This is a genomic window from Afipia sp. GW822-FHT03D08 (assembly GCF_058801645.1).
Genome location: NZ_JBXANK010000001.1, coordinates 1,475,788 through 1,492,304, shown reverse-complemented (window position 1 = coordinate 1,492,304; position 16,517 = coordinate 1,475,788). Strand labels below are relative to the sequence as shown.

General features: G+C 62.6%; 16 protein-coding genes. 12 read left to right on the top strand and 4 right to left on the bottom strand.

Annotation, left to right across the window (positions count from 1 at the left end; all coding sequences use genetic code 11):
• The first annotated feature begins 38 nt into the window (after window positions 1-38).
• Together AC1RM7_RS07450 and AC1RM7_RS07445 are read left to right on the top strand one after the other, a co-directional pair.
• A complete protein-coding gene (locus tag AC1RM7_RS07450) occupies window positions 39-2,339 on the top strand; it encodes a xanthine dehydrogenase family protein molybdopterin-binding subunit (protein ID WP_492839370.1) in 2,301 nt (766 codons plus the stop codon).
• A gap of 115 nt (window positions 2,340-2,454) precedes the next feature.
• On the top strand, window positions 2,455-2,904 hold the full coding sequence (locus tag AC1RM7_RS07445; protein WP_024918899.1) for a cytochrome c: 450 nt from the start codon (window positions 2,455-2,457) through the stop codon (window positions 2,902-2,904).
• Window positions 2,905-3,000: 96 nt separating this feature from the next.
• Here AC1RM7_RS07445 and AC1RM7_RS07440 read toward each other — a convergent pair whose 3' ends face one another.
• Window positions 3,001-3,429, bottom strand: a complete 429-nt coding sequence (locus AC1RM7_RS07440) for a CHRD domain-containing protein (RefSeq protein WP_024918900.1) — start codon at window positions 3,427-3,429, stop codon at window positions 3,001-3,003.
• Between the two features lie 88 nt (window positions 3,430-3,517).
• Between AC1RM7_RS07440 and AC1RM7_RS07435 the strand changes: the two genes are divergently transcribed.
• Both AC1RM7_RS07435 and AC1RM7_RS07430 read left to right on the top strand, forming a co-directional pair.
• Window positions 3,518-4,435, top strand: a complete 918-nt coding sequence (locus tag AC1RM7_RS07435) for a c-type cytochrome (protein WP_024918901.1) — start codon at window positions 3,518-3,520, stop codon at window positions 4,433-4,435.
• 129 nt (window positions 4,436-4,564) lie between these two features.
• The gene (locus tag AC1RM7_RS07430) at window positions 4,565-5,542 is read left to right on the top strand and encodes a DMT family transporter (protein WP_024918902.1); all 978 of its coding nucleotides are present in this window, start codon (window positions 4,565-4,567) and stop codon (window positions 5,540-5,542) included.
• Window positions 5,543-5,559: 17 nt separating this feature from the next.
• On the opposite strand, the gene AC1RM7_RS07425 is transcribed toward AC1RM7_RS07430, so the two are convergent.
• The gene (locus AC1RM7_RS07425; RefSeq protein ID WP_006021479.1) at window positions 5,560-5,802 is read right to left on the bottom strand and encodes an Lrp/AsnC ligand binding domain-containing protein; all 243 of its coding nucleotides are present in this window, start codon (window positions 5,800-5,802) and stop codon (window positions 5,560-5,562) included.
• Window positions 5,803-6,106: 304 nt separating this feature from the next.
• On the opposite strand from AC1RM7_RS07425, the gene thiD reads away from it, so the two are divergent.
• From thiD to AC1RM7_RS07400, 5 genes are all read left to right on the top strand, one after another.
• A complete protein-coding gene (thiD, locus tag AC1RM7_RS07420) occupies window positions 6,107-6,907 on the top strand; it encodes a bifunctional hydroxymethylpyrimidine kinase/phosphomethylpyrimidine kinase (protein WP_024918903.1) in 801 nt (266 codons plus the stop codon).
• Window positions 6,908-7,206: 299 nt separating this feature from the next.
• Window positions 7,207-7,866 (top strand): class I SAM-dependent methyltransferase, encoded by a 660-nt coding sequence (locus AC1RM7_RS07415; RefSeq protein WP_024918904.1) that lies wholly within the window; start codon window positions 7,207-7,209, stop codon window positions 7,864-7,866.
• 57 nt (window positions 7,867-7,923) lie between these two features.
• Window positions 7,924-8,721 carry a UDP-2,3-diacylglucosamine diphosphatase gene (locus AC1RM7_RS07410; RefSeq protein ID WP_006021476.1) on the top strand — a complete coding sequence of 266 codons (798 nt, stop codon included), beginning with the start codon at window positions 7,924-7,926 and terminating at the stop codon, window positions 8,719-8,721.
• Window positions 8,721-9,794, top strand: coding sequence for a glycosyltransferase family 4 protein (locus tag AC1RM7_RS07405; protein WP_006021475.1), 1,074 nt, complete (start codon window positions 8,721-8,723; stop codon window positions 9,792-9,794). Before AC1RM7_RS07410 ends, AC1RM7_RS07405 begins: the two co-directional genes overlap by 1 nt.
• Window positions 9,795-10,073: 279 nt before the next feature.
• Window positions 10,074-11,054: a threonine ammonia-lyase gene (locus AC1RM7_RS07400; protein WP_024918906.1), complete on the top strand. Its 981-nt coding sequence runs from the start codon at window positions 10,074-10,076 to the stop codon at window positions 11,052-11,054.
• 58 nt (window positions 11,055-11,112) lie between these two features.
• On the opposite strand, the gene AC1RM7_RS07395 is transcribed toward AC1RM7_RS07400, so the two are convergent.
• Window positions 11,113-12,132, bottom strand: a complete 1,020-nt coding sequence (locus AC1RM7_RS07395) for a hypothetical protein (RefSeq protein ID WP_024918907.1) — start codon at window positions 12,130-12,132, stop codon at window positions 11,113-11,115.
• A 64-nt stretch (window positions 12,133-12,196) separates the two neighbouring features.
• Between AC1RM7_RS07395 and AC1RM7_RS07390 the strand changes: the two genes are divergently transcribed.
• Window positions 12,197-13,456 (top strand): MFS transporter, encoded by a 1,260-nt coding sequence (locus AC1RM7_RS07390; RefSeq protein ID WP_024918908.1) that lies wholly within the window; start codon window positions 12,197-12,199, stop codon window positions 13,454-13,456.
• On the opposite strand, the gene dgcA is transcribed toward AC1RM7_RS07390, so the two are convergent.
• Window positions 13,453-14,457: an N-acetyl-D-Glu racemase DgcA gene (dgcA, locus tag AC1RM7_RS07385; protein WP_024918909.1), complete on the bottom strand. Its 1,005-nt coding sequence runs from the start codon at window positions 14,455-14,457 to the stop codon at window positions 13,453-13,455. The two genes, AC1RM7_RS07390 and dgcA, sit on opposite strands and share 4 nt — an antisense overlap.
• A gap of 125 nt (window positions 14,458-14,582) precedes the next feature.
• Here dgcA and AC1RM7_RS07380 point away from each other — a divergent pair, with 125 nt between their 5' ends.
• Window positions 14,583-15,716, top strand: coding sequence for an ABC transporter permease (locus tag AC1RM7_RS07380; RefSeq protein ID WP_006021470.1), 1,134 nt, complete (start codon window positions 14,583-14,585; stop codon window positions 15,714-15,716).
• 9 nt (window positions 15,717-15,725) lie between these two features.
• Window positions 15,726-16,496, top strand: a complete 771-nt coding sequence (locus AC1RM7_RS07375) for an ABC transporter ATP-binding protein (protein ID WP_425990684.1) — start codon at window positions 15,726-15,728, stop codon at window positions 16,494-16,496.
• Window positions 16,497-16,517 lie beyond the last annotated feature (21 nt).

Below are 16,517 nucleotides of genomic sequence, written 5' to 3'. Positions count from 1 at the left end.
GGACGTTAGAAACGTTCCAGATTGCAGCCGGAGATAGCATGGCTCCCGTAAAATTCGGTGTCGGGCAGAGCGTCCTGCGCAAGGAAGACGACGCGCTCATTCGCGGCAAGGGCCGTTATACGGACGACTATACGCCGGCGGCGGCGATGCATGCCCTGGTGCTGCGGTCTCCGCACGCCCATGCAAAATTCAAGATCGATGTGTCGCGTGCCAGAGGGCTCCCCGGCGTTGGGGCGATTCTCACCGCCGACGACATCCAGGATCTCGGCAGTCTTCCCTGTCTGTTCAACCTGCCTGACGAGCCTTTTACGGGGCCTCCGTATCCGATCCTCGCGCGCGACGTGGTGCGTCACGTTGGCGATGCCGTCGCTTTCGTGGTCGCGGACACTGTGGAGCAGGCACGCGACGCCATTGAGGTGATCGAGGTCGAATGGACGGCGCTTCCAGCCGCCATCGGTCTGGTCAATGCGGTGAAGAAGGATGCGCCGCAGGTCTGGCCCGATCATGCCGGCAACGTTCTGTTCGACACGTCGATCGGCGACAAGAAAGCAGCCGAGGCCGCCTTCGCCAAGGCGCACGCGGTGGCGGAAGTCACCATCGTCAACCCGCGCATCGTGACGAACTACATGGAAACTCGCGCGGTGGTTTGCGAGTATGATGCGAAGCGCGATCATCTGACGCTGACCATCGGCAGCCAGGGCAGCCACCGCCTGCGCGATATCCTTTGCCAGAACGTCCTCAATATTCCCGTCGAGAAGATGCGGGTGATCTGTCCGGATGTCGGCGGCGGTTTCGGCACCAAGCTGTTTCCTTACCGCGAGTATGCGCTCGCGGCAGTCGCCGCGCGCAAGCTGAAGAAAACGGTGAAGTGGACCGCGGAGCGCGCCGATCATTTTGTCGGGGATGCGCAGGGACGCGACAATGTCACCACGGCGCGCATGGCGCTGGCGGAGGACGGTAAATTCCTTGGCATGGACGTCGACCTGATGGGCGACATGGGAGCGTATCTCTCGACCTTCGGGCCGTACATTCCGCATGGCGGCGCAGGCATGCTGCCGGGCCTCTACGATCTTCAGGCGTTTCATTGCCGCGTCCGCACTGTATTCACCAATACCGTGCCAGTGGATGCCTACCGCGGCGCTGGACGCCCGGAAGCCGCCTATGTGGTCGAGCGCCTGGTCGATGCAGCGGCGCGCAAGCTGGGCATGACGCCGGACGCGATCCGCCGCAAGAATTTCATTTCTCCGCGCGCGATGCCGTACACAACCGCCACCGGCAAGATTTATGACTCCGGCGACTTCGCCGCGCACATGAAGCGGGCCATGGACATTGCCGAGTGGAAGGAATTTCCCAGGCGCGCCAAGGCGGCGAAGAAACAGGGCCTTGTGCGCGGCATCGGTATGGGCACCTATGTCGAAGTCTGCGGCACGATGGGCGAGGAAACCGCGCAGGTGCGGCTCGATCCCGATGGGGACATCACCATTCTGATCGGCACCCAGTCCAGCGGGCAGGGGCATCAGACCGCGTATGCGCAACTCGTCGCCGAGCAGTTCGGAATCGCGCCGGAGCGTGTGCATATCCATCAGGGCGACACCGACGAGATTCCGACCGGTCTTGGCACTGGCGGTTCAAGCTCGATTCCGTCCGGCGGCGTCAGCGTGGAACGGGCGACGCGCAAGCTTGGTGAAAATCTGAAAGAGATTGCCGCAGACGCGCTGGAAACCGGCGCAGGCGATCTTGAATTTCGCGATGGAGCGATCCGGATTGTCGGCACCGACCGCACGATCTCGTTCGCCGACCTCGCCAAGCGTGCCGATCCGTCAAAGCTCAACGCAAGCGCCACCTTCAGCAGCGCGGACGGCACCTATCCGAACGGCACGCACATCGCCGAAGTCGAAATCGACCCGGCGACCGGTGTGATCCACGTGGTGAATTACGTCATCGTCGATGACTTCGGAGTGACGCTGAATCCGCTGCTGCTGGCGGGGCAAGTTCACGGCGGCACCATTCAGGGAATAGGGCAGGCCCTGATGGAGGCCGCGGTTTATGACGCTGCCGACGGCCAGCTCGTGACCGGCACATTCATGGATTACGCGCTGCCGCGCGCCGCCGACGGCCCGTCGATCAAGTTCGAAACCCACAACGTGCCGTGCAAGACCAATCCGCTTGGCGTCAAGGGGGCGGGTGAGGCGGGCGCGATCGGCTCGTGTCCTGCGGTGGTGAATGCGATTATCGACGGTCTCTACCGTGAGTATGGCATCGACCATATCGACATGCCGGCAACCGCGGAGCGGGTCTGGATGGCGATCGCGAAAAGCCGCCGCGAGCACCGATTGTAAAAAATTCCCGCCACACAAAGAAATTGTTGGGCTTGTCAGTTCGCGACGGGAATGTTGGATTCTGCCAGGTGTTGCGGAAAGAACAATTTTGAAACCGAGGGAAGGAAATATCCCGATGATCCGTTCCGTTCTTGTGGCCGCCGCGATCTTGCTCGGCGTGACGGCTGTCTCCGCCCAGCAAGACATCGCCGAGCAGCAGGATAAGCTGATGAAGACACTGGCGAGACCGATGTATGGGGTGCTCGGCCGCACGGTGAGAGGCCAGTCTGCCTACGATCAGGCGGCTATCGATGCCGCACTGGTTCAGCTCGAAGAGAATGTCGGAAAGATTGCGAATGTTTTTGCGGTGAATCCGAAGGAAGATGTTTTCGGTGCGGACTATGGATCGTCGCAAAAAATCTGGCAGAACAAGGCGGATTTCGACTCGAAAATTCCTCCGGTTGCCAAGGCCATTGCGGACGCCAAGGGCAAGATCAAGGATGCGGATAGTCTGAAGGCGGCTTACACCACCATCAACGACCGGTGCAACGATTGTCACGAAACCTACCGGGTCAAGCTGAAATGACGGCTTGATTTCATCCAGTTCAGGCAAATGATCACGGGGCGGTCGCATTCAAGCGATCCGCCCCTTTTGTTATCCGGGAAGATCTCGGCTGCGAAACTACTTCGTGACCTGCCCGCGAATTTCGCCGCCTGGATTCGCCGCGGTGTGGACGTTGATGTACAGCTTTCCAGCCATCAGATCAGCGGCCTGCGCATCGGTCAGGGTCGCGCTGCCTTCGGCTCCGCTTGCGGCGTCCTTGAACGGGATCATGACGGGAGCGTTCTTGCCGGGTTCGGCGGGGCCATGAAAATGCGCCATGGTGGCGGGCCCGGTGAGGCCGGAATAGGTCGTCTTCCAGGTCAGCATCTTGCTTGCGGTATCGTAGGTCACGTCCGCCGTGCCCTTGCCGGGGCTGGTGTTGGCAGGCACCTCGGCGGCACTGGTCAGATTGGCCTTCATGCTGATTTTCTCGGCGAAAGCCGGCCCGCTGAGTGCGACGCAAGCGCCGATGGCAAGGACTCCACGCGCAATTGCTTTGCTGTTCATCGTTTTCTCCCTTAGTTTTTGGCTTTCCAGTACCGATTGAACACTGGCCGAGGCCGTTTAGTTCCTGCCGTTTTCTCTGGGGGCACTTATGTTTCGGAAGCTTTTCCTGCTGGCGATCGTTGCGCTTGCTGCCGGTCTGGGAGTTTTCTGGTTCGTCACCGTTCCGGCTGTGGTTTCCGCCGAGGCGTTGCCGGCCTATTCGCCAAACATCGCCAACGGACAGGCCGTCTTCAACGCCGGGGGCTGTGCGTCATGCCATGCAGTGGTGGGCGAGCCGCGAACCATGCTCGGCGGCGGACTTGCCATCCCATCTCCGTTCGGCACTTTCTACGCGCCGAACATTTCGCCGCACAAGCAAAACGGGATCGGCAGCTGGAGCGAGGCGAATTTCGTCACGGCCGTAAAGCACGGCACCTCGCCAAACGGAGAGCACTACTATCCATCTTTTCCGTATGGGTCGTACACGCACGCCACCGACAACGACATCCGCGACCTGTTCGCATATATCAAAACCTTGCCCCCACTCTCCGGCCGTCCGCGTCCGCACGATGTGAACTTTCCGTTCAACGTCCGCCGCCTCATAGGCGGATGGAAATTCCTGTTCATGGACGACAAGCCGTTCACCCCAGACCCGAAGCAGTCAGCGGCGTGGAATCGCGGCGCTTATCTGGTCAACGGACTGGGTCACTGCGCCGAGTGCCACAGCCCTCGCAATTTCCTCGGAGGCATTGTGTCCTCGCAGCGCTTCGCCGGAGGCCCGAATCCCGAAGGCGAGGGCTGGGTGCCCAACATCACCCAGAAGGGCCTCAAGGACTGGAGCGAGAAGGAACTCGCCTGGTTCCTCAAGACCGGCGAATTGCCCAGCGGCGACACCGCGGGCGGCTCAATGGCGCGCGTGATCAAGAACACATCGCAGTTGAGCGAGGAGGATCTCGCGGCGATGGCGGCTTACATCAAGTCCCTGCCGGCGGTGGACGGGCCGGTGCGGCCCAAGAAGAAGACCTGAGGCGGGGTCAGTTCGGGGCCGAAGAGCCCTGCATACCCCGGCCCAAAGCCATGTTGGGAGCGGGGTTTCCCGGATCGCCACCCCGTGCTTTGTCGGCCCGGAATTGCCGCAGGATTCTCGACTTTTTCCATGAATATCGTCAAAGCCGTTTCGTTCAAGGTCGCCAGCACATTGATGTTCGCGGTGATGGGCGCCCAGGTCCGTTATCTGGCCGGGGCCTATCCGGAAGGTCAGGTCGCGTTCTTCCGTTCAGTGTTTGCGCTGATCCCGATTCTTGTCGTCTTCGGCTGGCGCGGACAGCTCAAGGGGGCGCTTCGGACCGAGCGGCCGTCCGATCATCTCCTGCGCGGTGTCTTCAGCGTGGTCGGCACGTTTGCCACCTTCGCCGCGCTGGCCCGGATTCCGATTGCCGACTTCACCGCCATCGCGTTCGCGTCGCCGCTCATCACGGTGATCTTCGCGGCGGTGTTCCTGAAGGAAAAGGTTCACGCCTATCGCTGGTCCGCCGTCGCCTTCGGCTTCTGCGGCGTGATCCTGATGCTGATGCCTTACTTCCGCGATCACGCCGCGCTGACGGCGTCGATGATCGTTGGAATTCTGTTCGCGCTGACCAACGCATTCACCGCAGGCGGGGCGTCGATCCAGATCCGCCGCCTGACGGCGACCGAGACGACGTCGTCCATCGTGATCTTCATGACGATTCTGGTGTTGCTGGTGTCGCTGCTGACCGCGCCGTTCGGCTGGCGCATGCCCTCCACCTGGCAGGATGTTGCGATCCTCGCCGGGATCGGCATCGCGGGCGGGCTCGGTCAGATTTTCTTCACGGACAGTTATAGGTTCGCACCGGCGTCGTTTCTGGCGCCGTTCGATTACACGGCGATGCTGTGGGCATTCCTGCTCGGCTACTGGTTCTTCGGTGAAGTGCCGACGCTCTATGTCGTGATCGGCGCGATCGTTGTCGCCAGCGCCGGAATTTTCGTCATCCTGCGCGAACGTTATCTCGGGCTGAAACGGCTGCGCGATACGCCGGTCGCGGCGATCGCCACCATGGCGGACGATGAAGAGAACCCGGACGCGCCGGTGTCCGACGAGGCCAAGGCCGCCTGAAGAGCCGGCCTGATCACTTACGTTCCGAAGGCCTTGAACGTGATGATGGTGTAGGTGTCCTGGATGCCGGGAATGACCTGCAGCTTCTCGTTCACGAAATGGCCGATGTCGGTCCCGCTGTCGACGTAGAACTTGACGAGCAGATCGTAATCGCCCGCAGTCGAGTAGATTTCCGATGCGATCTCGGCCTCGGCAATGGCATTCGCGACCGTATAGGACTGGCCCAGCTTGCATTTGATCTGGACAAAGAAGGGCACCATCGCTGTGTCTCCGGCAGGGCAATATTGGCTCTTGGAGCGCAATAGAGCCAAATCCGATCCTCGTGGCAAGGCGGGTTGCCGGACGTTTCTTCTTGCTTCCTTCTCCCGTGGGGAGAGGGCGGCGAGCGAAGCGAGCCGGGTGAGGGCGTAGAATCCCTCATCATATCGAACCCCCTCACCCCACCCCTCTCCCCCGAGGGGAGAGGGAGCAGATTGCCTGCGTGGCAATGCTTCTCTCCCCAGTCAAAATGATCTAGAGCCTTGATGCAGGCCGCTGAGAGTTCGGTCGAATGATGAGAGAGCCATGAGCATACCGATTGCGCTCACCATTGCCGGTTCGGATTCGAGCGGCGGCGCCGGGATTCAGGCCGACCTCAAGACGTTCGCGGCGTGCGGCGTTTACGGCGCGTCCGCGATCACCGCGCTGACGGCGCAGAACACAACGGGCGTCACCGGCATTCATGATGTGCCGGCGGATTTCATCACCGCGCAGATCGATGCGGTGTTCAGCGATCTCGACGTCAAGGCCGTCAAGATCGGAATGGTTGCGCGCCGGGAAGCGATCGAAGCCATCGTGGCCGGTCTCGGCCGCTGGGCGCCGAAACACGTCATTGTCGATCCGGTCATGGTCGCGACATCAGGTGACCGGCTGTTGTCGCCAGATGCAATCGATGCTCTGCGGACAAAGCTGTTTCCGCGCGCGAGCCTGATTACGCCGAACCTGCCGGAGGCCGCCGCGCTGCTGAACGAGAGCATCGCAGAGAGCGGTCAGGATATCGAACAGCAGGGCAGGCGATTGCTTGCCATGGGATGTCCGGCTGTTCTGATCAAGGGCGGTCACGGGCATGGACCGGAGAGCACGGATTATCTGATCGATGCGAGTGCCGTGATCCGGCTCGCGGCGCCGCGCATCGCCACCGGCAACACGCACGGCACCGGCTGCTCCTTGTCGTCGGCCATTGCTGCGGGATTGGCCAAAGGGCGCGATCTTGAAACCGCGGTTCGCGACGCCAAGGCTTATGTCAGTGCCGCCATCGCTGCAGCCGACCGGCTCGACGTGGGTCATGGCCACGGGCCCATCCACCACTTTCATGCGTTCGATTGATTGCGAAGCCTGAGAGTGGCTCCCTTCACCTCTCCCGTGGGGAGAGGTCGTCCGGCGGAGCTCGCGCAGCGAGCGAAGACGGGCGGGTGAGGGCGTAGAATCTCTCGATTTACCGAACCCCCTCACCCCAACCCTCTCCCCACGGGGGAGAGGGAGCACATCGCGCCTTGAGATGAGGTTGCGAACGGCTCAGAGCACGCGACAACCTGACGCGTTTGTCGCCTGTTTGTCGTACTCCGCTGCTAATCGCCATTAAGCGAAACAAAATCTGATTCTTCAGAACGCTTATTGGAACCAAGATGAGCTCGACCGATCTCGACAAATCCGTTGTTGAAACCGCCTATGCCCGCTGGGCGCCGATCTACGATGCGGTCTGCGGTCCGGTCATGGTGAAGGGCCGGCGTGCAGCCGCTGCCGCCGCGCGGGCCATCGGCGGGAAAATTCTGGAAGTGGGTGTCGGCACCGGCCTGTCGTTCGATGATTACGATAGCAGCACCGAGATCACCGGCATCGATATGAGCGCGCCGATGCTGGAGAAGGCGCGCGCGAAGATGGCGAGCGGCAAGTATCCGTTCGTCAAGGCGGTCCACCAGATGGACGCCCATCACATGACCTTCGACGATGCGACGTTCGACTGCGTTGTGGCGCAGTTCGTAATCACGCTGGTCGCCAATCCGGAGCAGGTGCTGTCCGAGTGCCACCGCGTCGTGAAGCCCGGCGGCCGCATCATCCTCGTTAATCATCTCTATTCGGAAGTCGGCGTCGCGGCGGCTGTCGAGCGCTGGGCGGCGCAGAAAACCCGTGCGCTCGGCCTGCGGCCTGAATTTCCGTTCGCGCGCCTTCAGGCATGGGCGCAATCAAACGCAGGCACGACCCTCGTCGAGCGGCGCAAAGTTGCGCCGTTCGGCATCTACACACTTGTTTGTTTCGAGCGAACTGTCAGCTCGCAGGCTGCCTAGTCCGTCATCGGACTGTCATGCGATTCTGATAAGCGCTCGCCCATGGAAAGACAGGCTATGAGCGACAGTAGTCCAGAACGGCTCTTTCGCACTTTGTTTATCTCCGACGTCCATCTCGGAGCCCGCGGCTCGCAAGCCGACCGCCTTCTTGATTTTCTGCGCTGCCATGACGCCGATACCATCTATCTGGTCGGCGACATCATCGACGGCTGGGCGCTGAAATCGAACTGGCACTGGCCGCAATCCCACAACGACTTTGTGCAGAAGATGCTGCGCAGGGTCCGCAAGGGCGCTAAGGTCATCTACATCCCCGGCAACCACGACGAATTCCTGCGCTCGTATTACGGCACGCATTTCGGCGGCGTCGAAGTTGTCGAGACCGCGATTCATGAAGGCGCGGACGGCAAGAAGTATCTCGTTATCCACGGCGATATCTTTGATCTTGTCGTGCAGAACGCGCGATGGCTCGCGCATCTCGGCGACCGTGCCTACGACTTTGCGATCCAGATGAATCGCATGGTCAATGCGTTCCGCAAGCTGTTCGGCCGGCCTTACTGGTCGCTGTCGCAATGGGCCAAGCTGAAGGTGAAGAACGCCGTCAACTACATCGGCGCGTTCGAACAGACGCTGGCGGGCGAAGCCAAGCGTCACGGCGCGGACGGCGTGATCTGCGGGCACATTCACTACGCGACGATCCGGGACGAGAACGGCATCCGCTACATGAACTGCGGCGACTGGGTCGAGAGCTGCACGGCGCTGGTCGAGCACGAAGATGGCCGCTTTGAAATTCTGACCTGGACCGACCCGGTGCGCCGGCCGCAGCCCGCACCGCGCGTCACGGCGCAGGCCGCCTGATGCGTATCCTGGTCGCAACCGACGCGTGGCACCCGCAGGTCAACGGCGTTGTTCGCACGTTGACCAAGATGGCGGAAGCCGCCGCGTCGATGGGCGTCGACGTCAAATTCCTGACGCCGGAATCTTTTCGCACGATCTCGCTGCCGAGCTACGCCGACCTGCACGTCGCATTGCCGCGGCCCGGCAAGATTGCTGGCATGATCGAAGAGGCGCAGCCCGACTACATCCATATCGCGACCGAAGGACCGATCGGGATTCTGGTCCGGCGTTATTGCCAGAAGAACAAGGTGCCGTTCACCACGAGTTTCCACACCCGCTTCCCCGAATATGTCTCTGCGCGTTTCCCGATCCCCGAATCCTGGGTCTGGGCCGCGCTTCGCTTCTTCCACGGAACGAGCGATGCCGTGATGGCGGCGACGCCCGCGCTCGCAGATGAACTGCGCGGGCGCGGCTTCCGCAATGTGGTGCTGTGGTCGCGCGGTGTTGACGCAGAGTTGTTCCGGCCGCGTGATTTCGATCTCGCTCTGCCGCGCCCGATATTCCTGTCGGTCGGCCGTGTTGCGGTCGAGAAGAACCTTGAGGCGTTTCTGGATCTGGATCTGCCCGGCACCAAGGTCGTGGTCGGTGATGGCCCGGCCAAGGCCGAGCTTGAACGTAAATATCCTGACGCGGTGTTCCTTGGCACTATGCAGGGCGAGGCTCTCGCTGAGACCTATTCGGCAGCGGATGTGTTCGTGTTTCCGAGCAAGACCGACACCTTCGGTCTGGTCCTGCTCGAAGCGCTCGCCAGCGGTGTGCCTGTCGCGGCGCTGCCGGTGTCCGGCCCGCTCGATGTGATCGGCGACGCTCCGGTCGGTGTGCTGAACAATGATCTACAGGCGGCATGTCTGGCGGCCTTGAATATCCCGCGCGATATCTGCCGCGAATTTGCGGCATCCCGAAGCTGGGGCGCATGCGCGCAGGCCTTTATCGACAACGTGACGCGCGAGCGTCCGCCGCAGGTCAAGCGCCGCTGGCGCCGCCGTCTTGCCCGCCGGCTCCGGCTGACATCGGAATCCCTGCCAACCGCCTGAATCGCGAGGTGCCGCGATTCTTCGTGTCTGATTCTTCGGTGTCGATCGGGAGCGAGACGCACGTTCCTCTTCACCTCTCCCATGGGGAGAGGTCGGATCGCTTGAGCGATCCGGGTGAGGGGTACGCTCTCTCGATAGATTCTACGCCCTCACCCCAACCCTCTCCCCACGGGAGAGGGGGCCGACCGCGTCCGGTGCTGCACCGAGACAAATAATGTAGTTCAGACGGTCAAGCGCCGACGATCTTGCCCATATGCATCAGCGCGCTATACATGCGCCATGACCGAACCTGCTCTTCCCACCAACGCCGATGTCGAAGCCGCCGCGCGTGTTTTGGCGCCCGTCGCCGTGCGAACCCGTCTCATCTCGTCGCCGGCGCTTGATGCGCTCGTCGGCGCGCGCGTGTTTCTGAAACCCGAGGTGTTGCAGCGAACGGGTTCTTTCAAGTTTCGCGGCGCTTTCAACAAATTGTCCTCAATTCCGGAGGCGGCGCGCAAAGCTGGTGTCGTCGCGTTCTCATCCGGCAACCATGCGCAGGGCGTCGCGGCTGCGGCGCAGATTCTCGGCATGCCGGCAGCGATCGTGATGCCGTCCGATGCGCCAGTGTCCAAGGTCGAGCGGACCAAGAGTTACGGCGCTGAGGTCATTCCCTATGACCGCGACAAGGAAGACCGCGATGCGATCGCTCGCGATCTCGCGAGCAAGCGCGGCGCGACTGTCGTTCCTCCTTACGACGATCCGTGGGTGATCGCGGGGCAGGGCACCGTGGGCCGCGAGATTGCGGAGGATTTGTCGGCGCTTGGTGTCGCACCGGACATCGTATCCGCGCCGGCATCCGGCGGCGGGCTGATGGCAGGCATCGCGCTTGCAACCAAAGCGAAGTTTCCCGGTGCGGGGCTGGTCACTGTCGAGCCTCATGGCTTTGACGATCATGCGCGTTCGTTCGCGGCCGGGCATCGCGAGCCGCACCGCGCTGTGGGCCGCACCATCTGCGACGCGCTGATGGCTTCCATTCCGGGCGAGATCACATTCGCGGTCAATCAGAAGTTCGGTGCTCGGGGCGTCACGGTGACAGACGATGAAGTCGCAAAGGCAGTGGGCTTCGCGTTTCGCGAACTGAAACTCGTTGTCGAGCCGGGCGGCGCGGTCGCGCTGGCGGCGCTTCTTGCGGGATACCTCGACGCCAAAGGCAAGACCGTTGCCATCGTCCTGTCCGGCGGCAATGTCGATGCGGATCTCTACGCGAAGCTGATTCAGTAGGCGTCACAATCCGGCCTTTTGCCCGCCTTTTGCGGCGAAGACCGTCACAACTTCGCCTTTAGCTGAAAAAGGCTACTTTCTCGGCCTGGCTCATCCGCCGGATCGGCGCCAGCGGATCGCTGCGCGGCGTCGCGGGCCTTGCGATAATTCCGCTGGCGATCAGGCTCTCACCAAGCGATGCCGGGGCGGTCATCGCGATCTCGGGCACAATCTCCACAGCCGGCTCGGGCGCTTCCGGCAGGATTTCCAACTGTATGGCCATCGCCGGGTCGGACGCCTCGATCGCCTCCGCCGGAATTGCCGGCTCGACCGGCAGGCTTTCTTCCACCAGCAGCACCGCTTCTGTCGCCATCTCCGGGGACGAAGACTCAGACGCGGCCGCTACGTCGAACAATTCCTCATCGGCAGCGGCAATCTGCACCTCATCGGAGGCCTCGATAGCGGCCGTATCGGCGACGTGGAGTGCCGCAACGGATTCAGCTTCGCTCTGCGGCGCGATGGTGGAGGGGGCAATGGCCTCGATCTGGCGCGCAGCCTGATCGAAGGCTTGCAACACGCCGTCTCGAATGCCGCCCGCGGCAACGTGATCGCAGGCGGCGTTGATCGCATCGACCTGCGACTCGAGCAAAAAGCAGATCCGTCCATCTGCACCGGATTCGCGCAGCCCCCAAGCGATCTCGCGGATCACCCGCGCGCACTTGCGCGACGGCGCGAGGGATTCCTCGAACACGCTACCGGACAGGCTCGCGGACACGCTTTCGCGGGCCGCGGCTACTATGGCGCGGACCGCGGCCATCGCCTCAGGTAACTCGTTCGATGGCGGTTCAACCGGCGGGATTTCAACAGCGGCCTGCTGCCGCTGTTCTTCTTTCTGGGCAGCGAGCGAGCTTTCGATGCGGGCGACGGCTTCGAGCACCATCGCGGTGTCGGCGTTGCGGTTGCGCCGTGTGTATTCGTCCAGAAACCAGCGGCCGCGCGCGGTCTCCAGAAACGCCTCGCGAATAGCCTCGAAGTCCGCGTCCGTCGGCGACGCGGCGCGGGCTGAGATCGGCGACAGGGCGAAGGCTTCGTTGGCCATGAAAACCCGTGAAACAGAAACCTGTAGAACAGAAACGCGGTGACGCGATCCACACTCAAAAGCGATGTCCAGATACACCGAACACGCGCTAGATAAAGATCACCACGAACCGCAGCGAATCGCAATTCCCTTGCTCACCAGCGAATCACAAAAGCACCCGGCCGGGCAATCCATCGCCCGCCGATTTGCCGTGCGGATCAGCCTGTTTTACGCCTCGACTTTCGGCATCATCGGTGTCCACCTGCCGTTCTTCCCGGTCTGGCTGAAGGCGATCGGCGTCGACGTGTCCTGGATCGGATTCATCACGGCCGCGCCGTCGCTCTCCCGTTTCACTGTCCTGCCATTTGTCACAGCGGCGGCGGAGCAGCGCCAGATCCTGCGCGGGACCATGATCGCGCTTGCGTTCATCACGGCCGTTGGCTTTGCGATCCTGGGGCTGCTTCGCGACCCGCTCACCATCCTGATCGTGTACGCCGTCATCGCCTGCCTCTGGACGCCACTCAGTCCGCTGACGGACGGTTACGCGCTGAAGGGCGTCACACGTCACGGGCTCGACTACGCGCAGATGCGGTTGTGGGGGTCTGCGTCGTTCGTGGTGTTCGCGATGATTGCGGGCCTTCTGTTCAAGGTCATCGATCCGCAGAATCTGATCTGGATCATCGTTGCGGTCGCGCTTCTCAGTGCCGTTGTTGGTCTCGGCATTGTTCCGCTGGATGCGCCGCCGGCCGGTACCGCACCGCAGGGGCGAGCCAGCGGCCTGTTACGGAAGCCGCTGTTCCTCGCCATCATTGGTGCCTCGGCCCTGATCCAGGGCAGCCACGCCGCTTATTACGCGTTTTCCTCGATCACCTGGCAGAATGCCGGATTTGGCGGATTCGCCATCGCGGCGCTGTGGTCGCTCGGGGTGGTCGCTGAGATCGTCGTGTTCGCGATTTCGCCGCGTCTCGCGTTATCGCCAACGGTCATGGTCCTGATCGGTGCCGTCAGCGCGGTGGTGCGCTGGGCTATCACCGCGCAGGAGCCGCGGATCGAGTTGCTGACGGCGGTGCAGGTGATGCACGGGCTGACCTTCGGGATCACGCAGGTCGGGACCGTCGCCTTGATGGTTCGCAACGTGCCGCATCACATGCTCGCAAGCGCGCAGGGCTATATGGTGGCCTCGCAGGGGGCCGTGACCAGCCTGACCATGATGCTGTCCGGTTTGATCTATGCGCGGGTCGGCGAGGGCGTCTATTACGCCATGGCCGTGATGGCGTTCTCCGGTGGGCTCATTATGGTCGCCGCACGCCGGCGGCTCGATGCGCACCACGCGGTGACGGACTAACCCCAGAGTTCTGCACCGGGCGGATAGACCGTGCTGCCGTCATAGCGCAGCCCGTCATCGCGATCCTTGGCCAGCAGCAACGGCCCGTCGAGATCGACCACCCGCGCACCCTGCGCGATCGTCAGCGCGGGCGCCATCGCCAGCGAGGTGGCGACCATGCAGCCGACCATCAGATCGAACCCCAGTGCCTTGGCGGACTCGGCCATCACCAGCGCCTCGGTGAGACCGCCGGTCTTGTCGAGCTTGATGTTGATGGCGTCGTAGCGTTCCCGCAGGCCTTCCAGCGACGCGCGGTCGTGCACGCTTTCATCGGCGCAAACAGAGACGGGCCGCTTGATCCTGGCCAGCGCCTGATCCTGTCCGGCGGGCAGGGGCTGCTCGATCATCGTCACCCCGGCAGCGGCGCAGGCCGCGAGATGCCGTTCCAGGTTACCGTCGGTCCAGGCCTCGTTGGCATCCACGATCAGTTCGGCGTCCGGCGCAGCCTTCCGTACGGCGGCGATCCGGGCCTCGTCGCCGTCGCCCCCGAGCTTGATCTTGAGCAGCGGGCGGCGGGCAGCCTTGGCGGTTGCTTCCGCCATGGTCTCAGGTGTCCCCAGCGAGATCGTATAGGCCGTGGTCAGCGGGCGCGGCGCGGAGAGGCCAAGGAGCTCCCAGATGCGCTTTTCCGCCACCTTCGCCTCAAGGTCCCACAGGGCGCAGTCGAGCGCGTTGCGGGCGGCACCTGCACGCATCTCCCCTTGCAGCCCTAACCGGTCCAGCCCGCCATCGAGCGCGCCCTGCATGGCGAGGATGGCCTCCAGTGTTCCCTCCGGCGTCTCGCCATAACGGGCATAGGGAACGCACTCGCCGCGCCCGACAATGGCCTTACCGTTGGGGCCTTGGCGACTTACCTCGGCCACAATCACAACGGCTTCTGTCTTGGCGCCCCGGCTGATGGTGAAGCCGCCGGCAATAGGCCAGCGCTCGATCCGGGCGGCGAGTGTCAGCGATGGCATCATTTGTGAAATCGATTTTCGTGAGGGCGGGCTTGCCCAGATACGTCATTTATGGCTCTTAGTCACATCCCCGTACAGTTCGTTGGCATCGTGATAGGTTGCTTGATCAACCGGCACAGGAGTTGGGCTTGAACGGCAATCCGACATTGGAGCAGATACCCGTCGGCGCCGGTCTCGCGCTGCGTGCGGCTGGCCAATGGACGGTCCATCACGCGCCTGACCTCGAAAAGATCATTGAAGACACCGAACGGCTCAAGAACCGGCCGGACAATATCGTGATCGACGTCTCGCAGGTCTCCAGCCTCGATACGTTCGGGGCCTGGCTGATCGAACGGCTGCGCCGCAGCCTGACCCAGGGCGGCGTCGAGCCCAATGTGGCCGGCCTGTCCGCGAACTACGCGAGCCTCGTGAACGAAGTGCGTCAGGTCAAAGCCGGCGTCGTGCACAAGCGGCCGCGGCAAACCCTGCTTGGCATGCTGGACGGCATCGGCCGCAGCGTCGTCGATGTCGGCGGCACGCTGGTCGGCCTGATCGGCATGCTGGGCGCGATCCTCAATGCGATGTTCCGGGTGATCCGGCATCCGACCAGCTTCCGTTTCACCTCGATGATCCATCACCTCGAACAGGTGTGCTGGCGCGCGGTGCCGATCGTGGTGCTCATCACCTTCCTGATCGGCTGCATTATCGCCCAGCAGGGCATCTTCCATTTCCGCAAGTTCGGCGCCGACGTGTTCGTGGTCGACATGCTCGGCGTACTGGTGCTGCGCGAACTGGGCGTGCTGCTGGTGGCGATCATGGTCGCGGGCCGCTCGGGCAGCGCCTACACGGCGGAGCTCGGCTCGATGCGGATGCGCGAGGAAGTCGACGCGCTGCGCACCATGGGCTTCGATCCCACGGAGGTTTTGATCCTGCCGCGGATCGTCGCGCTGATCATCGCCATGCCCATTCTCGCATTCCTTGGCGCGATGGCTGCGCTTTACGGCGGCGGGCTCGTCGCCTGGGGTTACGGCGGCGTACAGCCCGACGCGTTCCTGGTTCGTCTGAAGGAAGCCATCTCCATCAATCATTTCACGGTGGGCATGGTGAAGGCGCCGTTCATGGCGCTGGTGATCGGCATCGTGGCCTGCGTCGAGGGCGCAGCGGTGAAAGGCAGCGCGGAATCGCTCGGCCAGCACACCACGGCCTCGGTGGTGAAGTCGATCTTCTTCGTCATCGTCATGGATGGCCTGTTCGCGATCTTCTTTGCGACGATCAATATTTAGGATTGGATGATGGCGGAGAACTTCGACGATCACATCATCCGGGTGCGCGATCTCACGGTGAAGCTGAACGAGAACCTCATTCTCGATCATCTCGACCTCGATGTTAGGCGCGGCGAGATCCTCGGCTTTGTCGGCGCATCGGGCGCGGGCAAGTCCGTTCTGACCCGCACCATCATTGGCCTGATCCCGAAGCTTGCCGGCACCATCGAAGTGTTCGGCGTCGACATGGGCAAGGCCAGCGAGGATCAGCGCCGCGCGGTCGAGCGCCGCTGGGGCGTGCTGTTCCAGCACGGTGCGCTGTTCTCGTCGCTCAGTGTGAAGCAGAACATCCAGTTCCCTGTGCGCGAATTCATGAACGTGTCCGAGCGGCTGCTCGATGAAATTGCCATCGCCAAGCTCGCGATGGTCGGCCTCAAGCCGGAGGTCGCCGACCGGTTCCCGTCGGAATTGTCGGGCGGCATGATCAAGCGCGTGGCGCTGGCTCGCGCGCTGGCGCTCGATCCGGAGATCGTGTTCCTCGACGAGCCGACCTCAGGTCTCGACCCGATCAGCGCCGGCGATTTCGATCAGCTTGTGATGACTTTGCAGCGCACTTTGGGACTGACCGTTTTCATGGTAACCCATGATCTCGACAGCCTTAAAACGGCCTGCAACCGGATTGCAGTGTTAGGGGATCGCAAGGTTCTCCTGGTAGGCACGATGGATGACATGCTGGCCTCGCAGCATCCCTGGCTGCGGGCCTATTTTCATGGCAATCGCGCCCGGGCCGTGATCGCGTAATGAGTTTGCGTATTTGGAGTT

Coding starts and splice junctions, on each gene's coding strand:
- AC1RM7_RS07450 (WP_492839370.1), top strand. CDS start 39: ATGGCTCCCGTAAAATTCGGTGTCGGGCAGAGCGTCCTGCGCAAGGAA.
- AC1RM7_RS07445 (WP_024918899.1), top strand. CDS start 2,455: ATGATCCGTTCCGTTCTTGTGGCCGCCGCGATCTTGCTCGGCGTGACG.
- AC1RM7_RS07440 (WP_024918900.1), bottom strand. CDS start 3,429: ATGAACAGCAAAGCAATTGCGCGTGGAGTCCTTGCCATCGGCGCTTGC.
- AC1RM7_RS07435 (WP_024918901.1), top strand. CDS start 3,518: ATGTTTCGGAAGCTTTTCCTGCTGGCGATCGTTGCGCTTGCTGCCGGT.
- AC1RM7_RS07430 (WP_024918902.1), top strand. CDS start 4,565: ATGAATATCGTCAAAGCCGTTTCGTTCAAGGTCGCCAGCACATTGATG.
- AC1RM7_RS07425 (WP_006021479.1), bottom strand. CDS start 5,802: ATGGTGCCCTTCTTTGTCCAGATCAAATGCAAGCTGGGCCAGTCCTAT.
- thiD (WP_024918903.1), top strand. CDS start 6,107: ATGAGCATACCGATTGCGCTCACCATTGCCGGTTCGGATTCGAGCGGC.
- AC1RM7_RS07415 (WP_024918904.1), top strand. CDS start 7,207: ATGAGCTCGACCGATCTCGACAAATCCGTTGTTGAAACCGCCTATGCC.
- AC1RM7_RS07410 (WP_006021476.1), top strand. CDS start 7,924: ATGAGCGACAGTAGTCCAGAACGGCTCTTTCGCACTTTGTTTATCTCC.
- AC1RM7_RS07405 (WP_006021475.1), top strand. CDS start 8,721: ATGCGTATCCTGGTCGCAACCGACGCGTGGCACCCGCAGGTCAACGGC.
- AC1RM7_RS07400 (WP_024918906.1), top strand. CDS start 10,074: ATGACCGAACCTGCTCTTCCCACCAACGCCGATGTCGAAGCCGCCGCG.
- AC1RM7_RS07395 (WP_024918907.1), bottom strand. CDS start 12,132: ATGGCCAACGAAGCCTTCGCCCTGTCGCCGATCTCAGCCCGCGCCGCG.
- AC1RM7_RS07390 (WP_024918908.1), top strand. CDS start 12,197: ATGTCCAGATACACCGAACACGCGCTAGATAAAGATCACCACGAACCG.
- dgcA (WP_024918909.1), bottom strand. CDS start 14,457: ATGATGCCATCGCTGACACTCGCCGCCCGGATCGAGCGCTGGCCTATT.
- AC1RM7_RS07375 (WP_425990684.1), top strand. CDS start 15,726: ATGGCGGAGAACTTCGACGATCACATCATCCGGGTGCGCGATCTCACG.